Raw genomic sequence first — 14,953 nt, forward strand, 5'->3', positions numbered from 1 at the left:
TATGTATAAAAAAGGTACTGTAATAAAACGACAACTACAAGGTTTTTGGGGGTTGTTCTTCAATCATATTGGCATTTATATTGGTAATGATAAAGTAATTCATTTTACAGGAACACAAAAAAAAGAACGCAGCGCTGTTATTTCCTTGGACGCTTTGGAACGTTTCGCATGCGGTTATAAAGTCTATGTTCACCGAGAACCAAATTGTCCACGGCATGGCGAAAATATAGCAAAAACAGCAAAGGAAGTTTTACAAAACAAAGCAAACATGTATAATAATAAGTACTCTTTTGTTTTAAAAAACTGTGAAGATTTTGTCAAATATTGTTACGAAGCGGAGTATTAAAATGAAACAAGAATACGGAGATACTCAAAAAGATAAATTCTTAGATGGTGCTTCAACAACTGGTGTAATAGCTATATTGGGTGGAGCCATTCTTACATTCGGAGCACAAACTCTCAAGTGGCTATCTAATAATTCTAATAGTAATCAAGATTCGTAACCCATAAATTCTATTAATTAAACCAGGCACGAGCTTTATCTTGTGCCTGGATACGATGTTTTTCTCTTATGTTGGTTGCTATTGTTCCCATTGCCCAAATTAGCATTCCTAAATCATCAGTAAAACCAATCAGTGGCAAAAAATCAGGGATAATATCTATAGGACTAATAAAGTATCCTAAAGCCCCTAAAATAATTAACTTGGCTTTTTGGGGAGTGTTTTCATCTTGGAAACAGTAATATAAGACTAAAGCTTTTTCCACTAGCTCATAACCGGCTATTTTAGCAAAGCTTTTTAACTTGTCCCAAAAATTCTTATCCGAATACTGCTCACGGTACTTTTCATTTTCACTACGATATTTTTGCTCAGACATTTTAATACCTCGCAAAATTAATGTTTACTAACGGGCAAATATAAATAACTTTTTTCTTTTGTATTTGTAAATTTGTTCTCTTCTAATTGTTTTCGCAGGTTATTGTCAAAATATTTATGCCTTTCCAAAAAATTACTACTATTGCAGGTATCTTCTTTAATTTTTTGCGTCTTTTTCCAATAAGATTCTATTTTGATCAAGTGTTGATCTGGAAAAGAAGTTAAAGGTGAGTCAATTAACTGCATTTTTTTATAAATATTATCGTAAATTGGTTTATGATCTTCAATAACATGATTTTTACTTTTCCCCTGCAAAACCAAACAAATTTGTTCACCAATACAATTCTTAGCAATACAACGAAGCAAACGCATGGTGTTTTCGTAGTTTTTTAGTAACTCTATCTGGCTTTGCGATTGCAAAAAATTTTCTAAAGAAGCTAGTCCGTTAATGAAGTGCTCTTCCGATTTTCGCAAAAATTTATGATTATTTTCAGCTCTCTTCAAGTATTTGAAGCCTACGCAAGTATCTTTTTCTAGTTCGACATACTGCATTTTTATTAGTAGGTCCATTTTATCGTTTAAAGCATTTAGCGATATGGTATGTTGTAGCAAAGTTGATTGAATTTCTTGAAATTTTTTTTGCATGTAAATTAAAGTAGCGGCCTGCAAACCATTTGAAAGTATATCAAAGCTACTAATTGCACGTGTGAAATCAAGATTTCTACCATCCACTTCTTGAAGATGCGCATAAATCTCCCCATTTAATCTTCTAACAACACCTCCATTACGAACTAATGTTTTATTTTGTAAGCCTTCTTCTATATCAGGAGGTATGTCTAAAACAACTTCTACATTCATATATTAATCTCCAAATTCTAAACGTATTAAAGATGTTTCAATCACCGTGGGTACTATTTTACGATAGGCCGGGCCTGCTAAATCTATTACCGTCCAACTCCACATTATAACGTTTATAATGGGAATAGCAGTTGTTACAATAGTAGCTCCTCGTTTCGCCAATTCACGCGCAGCAAAACGAGCGGCTATTCTTGTCATAATTTGTTGTATAATTTGAGTAGCAACTTGTCTACCAACTGTGGATATCAAGGTTGTAACTACTGAACCGCTGGTAAGAATAATTGAGCTACGGCTTTTGTATTTTTTCGAGGCTTTTAACAAAATATTTTGGATATCTCTACGTTCTTCAGGAGAGGCCTTTTGTAATATTTCATGAGACATTTTATCTAAAATTGCCTGTTCAATTTTTAATACGCTGTTTGTTTTTATCACATCTTTTTTGATTTTCATTTGAGATGCGACTTTTTGTACTAAATCAAGATAATTTGCCGCTCCCCAAATCCAGTAACCGATACCGTTTGATCCATCATATAAAATCTGCTCTACTAGTTTTTCTATAGGTTGAGAGTCTTGTATTTTGTGCCTTTTGTATATCTCTCTTAATTTTTGCTTGTTAGATTTTTTATATAAGTAAACAAGGTCACGATTGTGTATATTTTCTGATACGCTCATTACACTCTCCGCAGTTTAAATATCTTTAAATATCCTTTAAAAAATTTGATTTCGATAGTGGTAAATGCATTTCCCAAGAAAATTTTCCCCAATGAATTAAACTTCTTTTTTCCATTCTTCAAAATTCGCAGTACATCTTTAACAGAACTATTTTTATTAGACTCTACACATACTACTTTTTAGTTTTTATCGCCACAACTTATGTCACATTTTGTGGTATAAAATGACTTTTTCTTTGTTAAGATATAAGCTTTTAAGTTTTCTCTCTGGTGTTTTGAAGGTAATAGCCTTATCCGTTTTGTCATCAATATCGTAGTTTTCTAGTTCTAAATAATGCGAGTGTATTTCTTTAAGTTTTCCGCAAACACTTAACTTAAGCGAAATCATAAAGTGATACTCTTTTCCAACCTCTAAATTAGGCAAATCAATATTTATCATAAAAGTACTCCTTAATTATATAGTTATTCTAATGACAACTGTTCATTTTCGTAGTTGGAATCGGAAATAAATGTAAGCCCATCTTTATAGTATTCGTAAGTTTCTCGATTTTCTATAAGCCAACCACCGTTATTTTCATATAACTATACAGAAGCAAGCTTTTTTCTTCTGGCTCCCCGTACTAAATTTTCAACTCAACATGCTTCTGTGTAATATCCGTATAAATTACCGGACATAAGAAACTCATATTGTGCACTTAATTCAGAGTTGACACATTTCTGGCTTAGTACTCGCTTCTAGATTTTCACCACACATAAAACAAAATACAGACTCTGGTACCTAATTCTCATAATAACATTGCATAAATAAAGGTTTCATCTACCTTTTAGCATAATAAATTTGCGAATTTGCCTTTTATTTTCCACCAAATTTTGGTTGTATTTATTATACAAAAAAAAGATTTGCTGAAAAGTTTTAAAATATATGAGCTCTATAGGAGAAAATCCATGAACATTCGAGAGATACAGTCAATATTGAACAGCATGGTGGAGCGCAGCCAAAATTGGGTACAAAACAATGTAAAAATTCCTAATGAACGTGTTTACCATCATCTCTTTTCATCTTTATTAACAGAACATTGTAACGATAAAGGCCTTGATATTTGGGAGTCTCTCATTATTTCGCCAGAACATAAAACAGAACAGCAGTTCTCATGGAGTGAAGTACAACTGGGTAGCGTTACAAATACAAGAAAAAAAGCACTTGGTAATGGGCGTGCTGGCAACATTGACTTAGCTATTCTTGATAAAAAAACTATCTTTATCGAGTGGAAGGGACCACAAGTATTTAAGAAAAAGGACGTTGCACAAACAGTAATAAAACTGCTATCTCAAAAAGATAAGGCGATCAAAATTTTAGCAGCTATTACCATTACAACTCCTAGCGGTAGAAAAAATCACATGGATACAAATACTGAACGTTTGCAAGAAGAGATTGATTTTGCGTGCAAAGTTCTACGTCTGAAGAAACCGCAAAACTTTTATGTGTATGTTACATGTGTAGATCGCGAAGAATGTCACAGAATTCATTGGGGAAAGTATTAGTTGTAAAAAAACAGTTGCGGAGCGGAAAATAGTATTGTAATGATTAAACAAAAAGTACCAGAAACGTTATAAAATAGTTATTTGGGGTGTGATCTATTAAGTAGAGGTTGAAATGTGTGCATATGACAATGTAAAAAGAGCTTGCGAAGAATGGAAAACAAGTTTAATAGATGTTTCGCGTAGGAATAATCTTCTTTATTTTCGAAAGCTAAAAAGAGGAACGCTAGATTTATCTGAAATCGAGATAAAAAATTAAATCCACTTTTAAAAAACAAAGCGCTTAAGTTTCATAAATTATTCGATGAAGATGATATTCAAGATAAAATAAATCAAGCTATTTATATTAGTCGTAAAGCAAGACAAAATTTAGAAGAAAGAGGACTTGAAACATTATTTTTAACTTTTGGTACTGTAACTTGGAGTTCGTCTGAAAACAAAAATGAGGCAAATGCACCTTTGCTATTGTTACCTACAAAAGTAGAGTATCGGTCGGGAGATAATTTAAACTCGGCCTTGAAACCGCAAGGAGATTTTCAACTAAATACAGTGTTAATCCACTACTGGCAAGAGAGTTTACAAATTTCCTTGGATGCGGATGAGTTAATCAACAGTTATACTGACAGCAACGGTTTGTTGAGTATTGATGAGGTATTTAATGAAGTTGCTAGTTTAGAATCCAAAATCAAAGGACTTAAAATTAATCGTAATCAAAAATACCTTGCCAATTTTTCTTTCCAAAAAATGGCGATGGTGAATGATTTAACTGAAAATATAGACAAATTTGTTAATCATAAAATTATTGCAGCTGTTTGTGGCGATAGGAGTTGTCGTGATCTTTTGGCTAAGAGATCTAGCGAGTGCTCATACAGTGAATTAGATAAAAAATCTCCCGATAAGGATTTTTTGATTTTGGATGCAGACTCTAGTCAACAAGCGGTTATTGAAAATGTCCTTAAAGGACAAAATGGTCTAATCCAAGGTCCACCGGGAACAGGAAAAAGTCAGACTATTGCTAATATGATAGCTTCTCTTATTGCAAATAAGAAGAAAGTTCTTTTTGTGGCAGAAAAGAGGGCGGCATTAGATGCTGTAAAGAAAAGACTAAGTGATGTAAATCTTGGTAAGATATTATTTGATGTACATGGAGCCGATGTATCGAGAAAAGAAGTTATAAAAAAGATTAGAAATACACTGGAACAAATAGCTGAAGCACCACCTGTTGACTACCAAAAAATCCATCGACGTTACACCGAAAAAAGAAATTCTCTCAACACTCATGTCGAAAGCCTACATAAAAAGCGTGATCTATGTAGTATGAGCATTTTTGAATTACGTTCCGTAATAACAGGGATGAGTAAGAATTTTAAGGCCATAAAAACAAAATGGAGACACAGAACTCTAGAAAGAATTAGTGATAAAATTGAACAAGTGTATAAAGATATCGAAGTTTTAAAAACTTATTCTTCCATAACCTTAAGAACAAACACTTCACCTTGGATTGGTAGCAAAATAAGGGACTCAAGCACTATAGCAAAAGTCAATGACTTGGTAGCTTTAACGTTGCAAGACTGGGCAAAATTTTCTAGTGGAGTGGAGAAGCTAAAGAGTCGCTATAAAATAAAAACAGAGTCTTTGTCTGAACTCAAAGAAGTGTGGAAAACTTTTGGGGTAACAGCTCTAATGATTAAGAAGTACCACGGTGAAATTTTTAAATATAACCACCTTAGATTAGCAAGATCTTTAGCCCCAGCAAAAGGCAATGTTTTTTCACGTTCTTTACATTGGATTTTTGATGAAGAATATCGTGAAGCATACAGTCAAGTTCGTAGTTCTTTGAGACAAGAAACGATAAAAACAGACACTTTTCGCGATGTTTTGAAGAAAAAATTTGGACCACCCTCAAAAAAAGTTTTTCAAGATATATTATTACTGCTCAAACTAAAAAAGTCATGGATAAGTTTTGGAGTGGAAGAATGGCCACTAGAAGTCAAGTATTTTCGAGATTTTAACGAAAAAATAGAGAGTATTTACAATTTAGTAGAAAATATAAGTTCTCTGTTACAACGAGATGACCTATTAAGTGTGCCTGTTAGCCAATTATCAACAATGCTAGAGCAGCTAGAAGAAGATCAAGCTACACCATACCAGTTAATAGATTGGTTAAAAAGTAAAGAAAATTTACAATTTCTAGGTGTAGACAATGTATTGTCGGAATTGGATAAATTAGAATTTTCAATTGACACTTGGGAAGAAGGTTTTCGTTATGCATGGTTAAAATCTTGTCATGATCACTTTGCTACTAGTGAACCGTATTTACAGTCTTTTGTGGGAAAAAAACATAGTGAGGACGTTGTAAAATTTCAAACCTCTGATCAACAACGTTTGCAGATCGCACCATATAGAATTCAAAAAATTCATGCTCATTGGGCTGTAGAAATGATGGATCTTTATCCAGAACAAACAGATATTATAAGAAAAGAAACTAAGAAAAAAACGCGTCATATGCCATTACGCAAACTAATTAGCAAAACATCCTCAGTTTTAACCGTTGTATGTCCTTGTTGGATGGCGAGTCCTTTGTCAATAAGTCAGTTGCTTGAGGCTGAGAAATATTTTGATGTAGTTATTTTCGATGAAGCTAGCCAAATACTACCACAAGATGCTGTGTCATCGATAGTTCGGGGTAAGCAATTAGTTGTTGCAGGTGATAGTAAACAGTTGCCACCAACGACTTTCTTTGCTGCTGGAATGTCTGATGTAGAGGATGAAGATTCTAATGTACAAGGCTTTGAGAGTTTGTTAGATATTTTGTCTACTTTTCTGAATCGTTGGGATCTAAGATGGCATTACCGCAGTCAAGACGAACGACTAATCGCTTTTTCTAATCACTATGTCTATAACGATAGATTAGTTACATTTCCAGGAACAGGGGGAGTAGCACCTTTGTCACATGAACTTGTAGATCATAAAGAGAATGTAGATCGGCAAGAACAAAGTTCAGCTACTGAAGTAAATAGGGTTGTTGAATTAATTATTCAACATTCTGAAAATTATTCCAATCAGTCTTTAGGTGTAGTTGCTTTAAGTATAAAACATGCGGAAAGAATTCAATCAGCTTTGGATACCTACATTAGAAACAACCCTGTAAACAATGCATTTTTTGCCGAAGAGGGTAGTGAACATTTTTTTATTAAAAATCTTGAACGTGTGCAGGGAGATGAGCGAGATCATATTATGATCTCTGTTGGATATGGAAAAAATAGAGCTGGTGTTTTACGTCATAACTTTGGCCCAATTAACAAACAAGGTGGTGAACGAAGATTGAATGTACTAGTGACCAGAGCACGCCAAAGAATTACAGTTGTTTCATCTTTTACACACCAAGATATAGACTTACAAAAAACAAAAGCGGAAGGTGCCAAATTACTGAAATATTATTTAGAGTATGCAATCAATGGTGGACATATATTAGGAGATGATTATCAACATCGCGAAGATACTATGAATGCTTTTGAACTCGACGTTCATGAAGCTCTTACTGATCGTGGAATGAAACTTCTACCGCAGTTTGGAGTAGGGAATTACAAGTTAGATTTCGCAGTGCAACATCCAAAAAAACCAGGGCTTAAAGTGCTTGCAATAGAGTGTGATGGAGTGACATATCACTCCGCCTATACTGCAAGAGAGAGAGATCGTTTACGCCAGCAACAGTTAGAAGCTATTGGTTGGAATTTTTGCCGCATATGGTCAACAGATTGGTTTTTAAGAAAAGAAGAAGAAATCAACCGTGTGGTAAAAGCTTATGAAAACGCCTTGACAATAAGTGATAAAAAACAAGTAAAGAAAAAAGTTGTGAGTGCAACAGTTGCCCCAATAGTCCCTACAAAACGTCCTACTAGAAGTGCATCAAAACCACGTTTTGAAAAAGGAACAAAAATAGGAAGTCACTCAAGGCTAACTTTACAAAAGTTACTGAAATGGATTGAGTCAGATGGTAAGAATAGAACGAAAGATGAATTGTTTTCTGAGATGATGAAAGAACTTGGTTATAAAAAAAGAGGTTCGAACATTGTTAAAATACTCAATGAAGTAATTGAGAAACGAAAGAGAAGATAAGTTATTTTGGTCTCGGCAATATGTGGTATTCCAAAACAAATCGCAGTTAACATCGTGAAAGAACAACTAACCAAGGTCTAACATGTACAATTCGACGAAATGTTAGTGTTACTTGAGGAGGATGATACAACGTACCTTCTTTGGCACTTTGTCAATTTTTTAGGAAAATAAAATGAATTGGGTATTAAAAATATTGATGTGGTTACTAGGATTTTGGAAAACATTGCCTGCTCACCAAAAAAAACTAATTATTCAAACTATAATAAAAACATTCATTAACATATTCAGGAATATTTATAGCTACTACAAAAACAAAAAAAATAAACACAATTTAAACAAGGAAGAAAAAGTAAATATAGATGATTTTTTCTCAGATGAAAGCTCGGATAAAAATGTACCACAAAATGCTTCAATACAAACAACTTCTTTACAAACATCAACGGCAACACTGTCTCTTGATATACATAACATTTTGGGGACGAAGGGCAACCAAGAAAAAAAGTTTTCAGATGATATAAGCAAAACAATCCACAGCAAACAGTTTATGGACGAGCTCAGTAAAAAAATCGATATTCCAAAAGAAAATGAAAGTGAAGAAGAATTTATTGAACGAGCAGGAGAAGCTATGAAGTCATTGCTGTATGAAAAATTCAATCTTAGCTAAAAGAATCATAATAAGTATCTATAAAGAAACGTCATTTACTGTGTAGATTTCATCAGTATTATAGCTTGGATAATATGACATGTTTCTGCCTAAAATATTTTGGTGACGGTTCGGTCAATAAGAGCCTTGTGTTTTTCGCCGAGAATTTATTTCATTGTAACAATGAAAAGCGTTTATTGGAATTTCGTTGTGATTTTTTCGATTTTTTTTGCTATTTTTTTTATACAGTTTTTAGTCATTTTGATCTTGTTTGTTCTCTATTGTTTTGTTTTTTCGGTTTGTTGTTTCCAGCGGAAATAAAACAGGTTGCAGGGGAGAGAGTTTGCATTATAAGATTCTTATAGTATAACTATATAGGAGATTAAGAAATGAATTCTTCCCCCGAAGTTAGTTTAGAGAAATGTCCTTGTTGTGGTTTACCAGAGCACCTACTGATAAAACCCACGAAAAAAATATTGCGTTACCATGCTTACTGTCCATATTGCAAATTTACGGCTTTTTTGTTAAAAGTCCATGTACGCAATCTGAAAGAAAAATCGCAAAAGCAAAAAAAGATACTCGATCACATGCCAACAGATGAGATGTTGTTTGATATCGCAGATTTTGAATTTGACAAAGAGCTGTGCTTTATCTGTTTTCGCGAGCTGCCGGTGAAGAAGTGTAAGTCTAAACGTAAAACGGTGTGCATTAGTTGCTCTGATTGTTCTTATCGTTTGTTTATACCTGTATTATTTTTTGGTGCGTTTTCTCGTTGTTGATTTTGAATTGAGGATAGATATGAGAAAAGTATATCGTTTCGTTTTACTTGATGAACTGACGCCGCAACACTACCTAGTAAAAACATATCACACAGTGCGAAGCGCGGCAAAGATGATCGGGTTTAGCAAGGCGAATCTACAGCAAAAAATAGCGCGCGGTACGGTTGAGCATGTGTATTTAACCGACTGGGATCGCAATGATACTGAGCAAAGACCAATGGTGGAAACACAGGTAATTCTTTGGGAACGTGAAAAATATATGGCGAAAAAAGAGAAAAGAAAACCTTCTCTATCAAAAATAGATGTTGTTAATATTGGTAATCCGCCTAAGTGTTTTACGATTCCCCAGGTAGATGCGGCAGAATCTTCTCTTGTACAAATGTTGCGCAATCATGGTTTTTCTTTTACAAAATCGCAAATGGACTTACGGGTGATGAAAGAAAAAAATTATGATCGATTTGTCGAAATCTACAAAAAAGATAATTGGGTTTTCCAAGCAATTCCTACCGAAATCAAAGATTATCACTTCCCAAATCCCTCTGGTAAAAAAGAAATTTACACCATACTATGGCGACCGCAAAACTCTATTGTTGCAAGTGTAATGTCTAATAAAAACTGGGAGACAACACGATCTGAGATACTCGAAAGACAAGACTTACGGCCTATAGTACCCGATATGGATTGTGATTTAGAGTATATCAAAAGTATAATCTTCCGTGATTAACAAACCCGTAGGTTCCCCATATCTTTTTTATTTTTTTATTGCAATTAAGATAAATATAGGTTATTTTTTTATTAACTCAAACTTGCCACTAAAAACACTAGTGGCAATAAAAAATAAAGAAGGAGGTTACTTGAACAATCAAATTGTGAAAATAATATATGAATTGCAACAAGATATAAAACAGATAAAGCAACAACTATCCATAGAATCTATTAACAAACGCTATACGCTGGAAGAAGTTGCAGAATTATCTGGACGTTGTGTTCAAACAATTAAAAACCACAAACGCGCAGGTTTTTTGAAAGAGCGTTATCCTTTAGCAAAGAAAAAATTTGATGCTAAAGATGTTGATAATTATCTGCGTGGATGTAAGGAAGATCGTCATGAAAGGTGAGGAACTTTTACAAACAATGAAGCAAATTAAGGGGCTTTTACAAGAAATTGTGGAAAGCAATCGCAAAGACCCTGGAGAATATCTGACAACAAAAGATGCCGCTAAGCTTCTAAAGAGGAACGAAAAGACGATTCGCAATTGGTGCAATGAAGGCAAATTGCGGTCCATAAAGTTAGGAAAAGGAGGTAAGAAAGATCGACATTATATTACGCGGGAATCTATTGATGTTTTACTGCGAGGATGGAAATATAAAGAAAAAAGGAGAGGCCTATGACACAATAAGAGAAACAGGTCTGCCAACCTGTTCTTATGGTAATTAGAAAGTGTTTTTAATGTTTTAGCCATAGACCTATTTAGAAGTTTACTTTATCACAAAAATACCGAAAATACAAGGATAAGACGAAACTTTTCTAAGGGCTATGCTAAATGGATTATGGATTTTATTTAAATTATGGAGGTTTTATGCTGAGAGAACCTACATCAAATGTACCTTGTTAGAAATTTTATATTTAGCATAGCCCTTGGTAGTCGCCAAGGGCTGATTTGTATTATAGAATGTTCGTTAATGTCTTATAGGCAAAAAAGTAATCAAGTTGCATAGTTCTTCAGGTTCTGATAATTGTGCAATGAGCTGTAAATCTTCAATCATATTTCTGATGGTGATATCAATAGGTCTATAGTAAACAATGCCGCAAAAGTATTCTCCGCGATTTTGAAAGTCAGAGGCAATTTCAAAAAAATCTTTATCGGCTGTCACAAGTACGCGTTTTAATTCCGTTGCGCGTCTTAATAAATTTTGATCTGCTGTTTCATCTTTGCCATCGTCTTGTCCACGCAAGACATCAATGCCTAATTTTGTTAGGGAATCATATACTGGTCCAAATACATGAATATCAAAGTAATATTGAATCACTTTTTCATCCTTGCTAATAACTCAGTCCTGGTTATTTGTTTTGAGTTTTTGCGTCTGCGTTCGATCTCTTCGGTATCCGCAAGTATTTGCTCGTGAATTTTTTGTTCATTGTCGTGGTAATAGGCCATCGCAGAACAAATTTGTGATTTTGTTAAAAATGGATATTGGCGGTGTATTTCATCTGGCGACCACCCATAAGCTAGATAACACTCAACAATATCAATTACTTTAAATCGCGTGTTCTCAATGATGATCGCACCATTTTTTGTTGTTAGATGAGGATATTCGGTTGCTAACATTGTTTTCTCCTATGAGTTTATGTTATCCTGAAGAACTAATTTTATTATAAGGGGAAAATTCGTGGTTCGCAACTGTTGTAAAATTACCTATTTTCCTTTCGGTTAGTTTCGGTTAGAATTGTTACTATAAAGGTATATCTTAGACCATAATGTACCATAAATTTACATACACCCTTGCTTTGTAATCCTTACACATCAAGTGTAACACTAGGTTTTGTCTGCATTAGCGCATTTACGATGAGCTACATTGACATCGTGGAGGTCACTGGTTCGAGTCCAGTATCGTCCATACAATGCTAAACATAAAAAAGACAACAAGTTACACCTGATGAGGGAGTAATCTGTTGTCTTTTTTTTTGGGCAAATTTCCGCTATTCGGTTAGTTTGTAAAAAAATCCTAAAAAGATATCCAATAGCATTATGATATAGAATTTTCACTTATTGCTTTTTCTCGATCTATTTTGTGGTAAATAAAACGAACTATGCTTTCATAGGAAAACGATCAGACTCTCTCTTCTCAATATCCATCGCACGAATAAATCCATCTCGTTTTGTTAAACGTAGTAGATATTCTGCAATAGGTCCTTCCTTGGGAATAATTCCTAGAACTACCTGACCAACATGTAAATTTGATCCGATGAGTACATCTGCAGAAGAAAATTTATCGCCAAGCACCCATGTATTTTGAGCAATATGATTGGTCAGAATTTCTAACATCTGATCAAAAGAACTCCATGCAATACTTCTTCGTGCAGGGATTTCCCAGTTAAACATTTTTTCAGCATACGCAGGCTCCATAAGTGCGCTACTAAACAAAATCCATTTTAGATAAGCCGGACGTTCTGAGCTACGAATAGCAGGACTAAGACGCTCTTTAGAATAACGGTCGGAAAGATAAATAGCTATCGCGGCTAATTCTGATACAGGTATATCCCCATCCATAACAAGAGGAACTTTGCCCATAGGATTCAGTAACAGGTAGTCAGCTTGTTTATGCCTACCTGCTGAGATATCAAAACTTTCCAGTTTATATTCTAGTCCAAGTTCTTCTAAAAGCCATAATGCACAAAATGATCTACTTCGTGGAGTGTAATAAAGAGTAAGCGACATTCTTTTATCTTTCAATGAAGTTAATATATTAAGTTTTAGTTACAATCGAAAATAATCTGATGAATTTTTTTCGATTGTTTTCCAACGATTGAGAATTTTTTACCTGTGGCGTCAGTCGTTGTGCCCGGGTAGGCATTGCGCTAGAACATCAGTATCTTCGAGTCGCGGTCTCGGCTTGGGCGGGAAGGGCCATGCTCCACCAAGGACCTGCGCACACCAGTACGTGGTTCGTAATTTGAACGCTTTGAGCCATTCGGCCGTGTCAGTGCCGCGATCCTGCTGGTTGCGGTATGAAACCAACGCTGCTGCAATCTCAGAGGCCCACGGGTGCCCCTCGGCCCCGAAATAACCGGCCTCTTCGGTCCTCGTCATTCCCCGTTCCAGGAGCCGCGCAGCCTCGGCAATCCACTGTGTTCCATCGCTATCCTCAGTCGAATTCTGAGCTGCAAGCTCTGCACCGTGTATTAGTCGCGCGGCCGACTCACTAAACCAGATGTCACCAAAGTTCACCGCCCAACCCCATCCATCCTTTTTGGCAGCAGCGAGACACAACGTCTCCGCAGCAGTTGCCCATTCGCCCCGCATCATCTGTTCGAGACCATCAATCCACAGGAACCGTGCCGCCTCCAGGAGGCGTTTTTGATAACAGCCTTTGAGGTTTTGCTCGGCCAGCCATCGAACCTCAGCGTTCCCAAACGTGAGAGCGTGGCCGAGGTAGAGTTCACATTCGAACAGCGTATTTTCAAGAAGCTTGTGCACATTCATGTAATAACCGCCGAGCTGAGCCCACCACATTCCGTTATCAAGCCTCGGATGCCTATCGAGTAGTTCTCGCAGCCGGAGAAGATCTGCACGCATCCGGTCACACGTGTCGTGATTGTCAATCTTGCCTAACTCCCATAGCTCCCATGTGTTACTTAACTCGTGAAGAATGCCAGTAGCCACATTGCGAGCCCTATGCTGTTCTAGCATAAATGCGTCAACGTCAAATCCATCCGGTGGCTCGTTACCCTTGACGACGAAAGTAATCTGCAAACGCACGATTCCCACCGCGGAGTCGTCCCACCTCGCGGTGCTTACTGCGACGAAATCGACGCTATACTCTATGTCTCGGTGCGGGTCAAACCGCACCTCGCCAGCGATAGTACCATCGTCAGAAAAACGGATGCCCGGAGGAAGTCGAACCAGTGTAGGGCACTGCATAAAACCCTTTCTCGATAGGTCCCGTCCTGCAGGGCAGTGCACCGAGTCTCCTACGCAGACTGTACCTAGATTGACCACGTGCCGTGTCACCTTGAGACCATTGCGTTCCGCGCAACGATAGTGCTCACTGTAAAGCTCGACGCATGACCAGTTTCGCGGACAACAGTGACAGCAGTGGCATTGTCCGCTGCGATAGTCCAGCCCTGTGCCGATTGTCGCATGTTCAAGATCAGAAAAAGGTTTCATAACTTTTGCCCCCGGCGGAAGCGCGGCAAGTGCGTCCATACGACCAACGACTCGTAAGTCCTCACAGGTAGCTTCGCGACAGTAGCGGTCGTCGTCCTCCGGAACGTAAATGAGCGTATTGTCGGCCTCAAGTACCACTTGGTATGGTACTTCCTTCTCAACAGGCCAGTGATCTTCCCGATAGTGTAGCGCGATGATTCTTCCAAGCTTCCAGCCAATCGGCCCAAGATTACACATAACAACAGCGCCGACTTTGAAGCGAAAATTCAACATCACAATTCCCTTCCTTGGCCGCTACGTAAATTCTCGTTCATATAAGTTCCTCATCACCTAGATGGTGGGTGCGCGTCCTTGTAAAAGTAAACAAATACTCTGTAAATCACAGAAGTAAAGAAAATTTTGGTAATCCTACCAGTGGTGACGGCCACAAATCAACAAAAAAATGTACGCAATCATAAGTAACCCGATGATCAATAAGCAAAAGAATGAACTCAACTTCAGGTGGTCACAAAACCTCAAAATGACAAATTATGCATATATCTCTTCAAATAGGTATCTTTGTGTATTATTTTAGTAAAGA

At 36.4% G+C, this 14,953-nt stretch carries 17 protein-coding genes and 1 pseudogene; 10 read left to right on the forward strand and 8 right to left on the reverse strand.

The window, feature by feature from the left end; translation table 11 throughout:
* The first annotated feature begins 1 nt into the window (after position 1).
* Both UABAM_RS08420 and UABAM_RS33360 read left to right on the forward strand, forming a co-directional pair.
* Complete coding sequence (locus UABAM_RS08420; RefSeq protein ID WP_173013205.1) at positions 2–346, forward strand: lecithin retinol acyltransferase family protein; 345 nt, start codon at positions 2–4, stop codon at positions 344–346.
* A 1-nt stretch (position 347) separates the two neighbouring features.
* Entirely contained in the window at positions 348–503 is a 156-nt protein-coding gene (locus tag UABAM_RS33360) for a hypothetical protein (RefSeq protein WP_173013206.1), read from the forward strand.
* 13 nt (positions 504–516) lie between these two features.
* Here the strand turns inward: UABAM_RS33360 and UABAM_RS08425 are convergent, their stop codons facing one another.
* The 4 genes from UABAM_RS08425 to UABAM_RS08440 all read right to left on the reverse strand — a co-directional run bounded on the left by UABAM_RS08425 (position 517) and on the right by UABAM_RS08440 (position 2,843).
* Entirely contained in the window at positions 517–876 is a 360-nt protein-coding gene (locus tag UABAM_RS08425; protein WP_151967555.1) for a YkvA family protein, read from the reverse strand.
* 17 nt (positions 877–893) lie between these two features.
* Positions 894–1,733 (reverse strand): hypothetical protein, encoded by an 840-nt coding sequence (locus UABAM_RS08430; protein ID WP_151967556.1) that lies wholly within the window; start codon positions 1,731–1,733, stop codon positions 894–896.
* A gap of 3 nt (positions 1,734–1,736) precedes the next feature.
* Positions 1,737–2,405 (reverse strand): YaaW family protein, encoded by a 669-nt coding sequence (locus UABAM_RS08435; protein ID WP_151967557.1) that lies wholly within the window; start codon positions 2,403–2,405, stop codon positions 1,737–1,739.
* A 204-nt stretch (positions 2,406–2,609) separates the two neighbouring features.
* Entirely contained in the window at positions 2,610–2,843 is a 234-nt protein-coding gene (locus UABAM_RS08440) for a hypothetical protein (RefSeq protein ID WP_151967558.1), read from the reverse strand.
* A gap of 506 nt (positions 2,844–3,349) precedes the next feature.
* Here UABAM_RS08440 and UABAM_RS08445 point away from each other — a divergent pair.
* The 8 genes and pseudogenes from UABAM_RS08445 to UABAM_RS08475 all read left to right on the forward strand — a co-directional run bounded on the left by UABAM_RS08445 (position 3,350) and on the right by UABAM_RS08475 (position 10,876).
* A complete protein-coding gene (locus UABAM_RS08445; RefSeq protein WP_151967559.1) occupies positions 3,350–3,946 on the forward strand; it encodes a hypothetical protein in 597 nt (198 codons plus the stop codon).
* A gap of 297 nt (positions 3,947–4,243) precedes the next feature.
* Positions 4,244–5,377, forward strand: a pseudogene (locus UABAM_RS34135) (DUF4011 domain-containing protein); the annotation flags it as partial.
* Positions 5,375–8,062: an AAA domain-containing protein gene (locus UABAM_RS34140; protein WP_390882100.1), complete on the forward strand. Its 2,688-nt coding sequence runs from the start codon at positions 5,375–5,377 to the stop codon at positions 8,060–8,062. The pseudogene UABAM_RS34135 and the gene UABAM_RS34140, both read left to right, overlap by 3 nt.
* Positions 8,063–8,234: 172 nt before the next feature.
* Positions 8,235–8,726 (forward strand): hypothetical protein, encoded by a 492-nt coding sequence (locus UABAM_RS08455; protein WP_151967561.1) that lies wholly within the window; start codon positions 8,235–8,237, stop codon positions 8,724–8,726.
* Positions 8,727–9,094: 368 nt separating this feature from the next.
* The gene (locus UABAM_RS08460) at positions 9,095–9,484 is read left to right on the forward strand and encodes a hypothetical protein (RefSeq protein WP_151967562.1); all 390 of its coding nucleotides are present in this window, start codon (positions 9,095–9,097) and stop codon (positions 9,482–9,484) included.
* A 19-nt stretch (positions 9,485–9,503) separates the two neighbouring features.
* Complete coding sequence (locus tag UABAM_RS08465) at positions 9,504–10,208, forward strand: hypothetical protein (RefSeq protein ID WP_151967563.1); 705 nt, start codon at positions 9,504–9,506, stop codon at positions 10,206–10,208.
* A gap of 130 nt (positions 10,209–10,338) precedes the next feature.
* Complete coding sequence (locus UABAM_RS08470; RefSeq protein ID WP_151967564.1) at positions 10,339–10,602, forward strand: MerR family transcriptional regulator; 264 nt, start codon at positions 10,339–10,341, stop codon at positions 10,600–10,602.
* A complete protein-coding gene (locus UABAM_RS08475; RefSeq protein ID WP_173013207.1) occupies positions 10,592–10,876 on the forward strand; it encodes a helix-turn-helix domain-containing protein in 285 nt (94 codons plus the stop codon). Before UABAM_RS08470 ends, UABAM_RS08475 begins: the two co-directional genes overlap by 11 nt.
* 288 nt (positions 10,877–11,164) lie before the next feature.
* Here UABAM_RS08475 and UABAM_RS08480 read toward each other — a convergent pair whose 3' ends face one another.
* The 4 genes from UABAM_RS08480 to UABAM_RS08495 all read right to left on the reverse strand — a co-directional run bounded on the left by UABAM_RS08480 (position 11,165) and on the right by UABAM_RS08495 (position 14,646).
* A complete protein-coding gene (locus UABAM_RS08480) occupies positions 11,165–11,515 on the reverse strand; it encodes a DUF5615 family PIN-like protein (protein ID WP_151967566.1) in 351 nt (116 codons plus the stop codon).
* Entirely contained in the window at positions 11,512–11,814 is a 303-nt protein-coding gene (locus UABAM_RS08485; RefSeq protein WP_151967567.1) for a DUF433 domain-containing protein, read from the reverse strand. Before UABAM_RS08485 ends, UABAM_RS08480 begins: the two co-directional genes overlap by 4 nt.
* A gap of 480 nt (positions 11,815–12,294) precedes the next feature.
* Positions 12,295–12,924, reverse strand: coding sequence for a glutathione S-transferase family protein (locus UABAM_RS08490; RefSeq protein ID WP_151967568.1), 630 nt, complete (start codon positions 12,922–12,924; stop codon positions 12,295–12,297).
* Positions 12,925–13,035: 111 nt separating this feature from the next.
* A complete protein-coding gene (locus tag UABAM_RS08495) occupies positions 13,036–14,646 on the reverse strand; it encodes a hypothetical protein (RefSeq protein ID WP_151967569.1) in 1,611 nt (536 codons plus the stop codon).
* Positions 14,647–14,953 lie beyond the last annotated feature (307 nt).

Origin of the sequence: Candidatus Uabimicrobium amorphum (assembly GCF_009002475.1) — a bacterium.
Classification (GTDB): domain Bacteria; phylum Planctomycetota; class Uabimicrobiia; order Uabimicrobiales; family Uabimicrobiaceae; genus Uabimicrobium; species Uabimicrobium amorphum.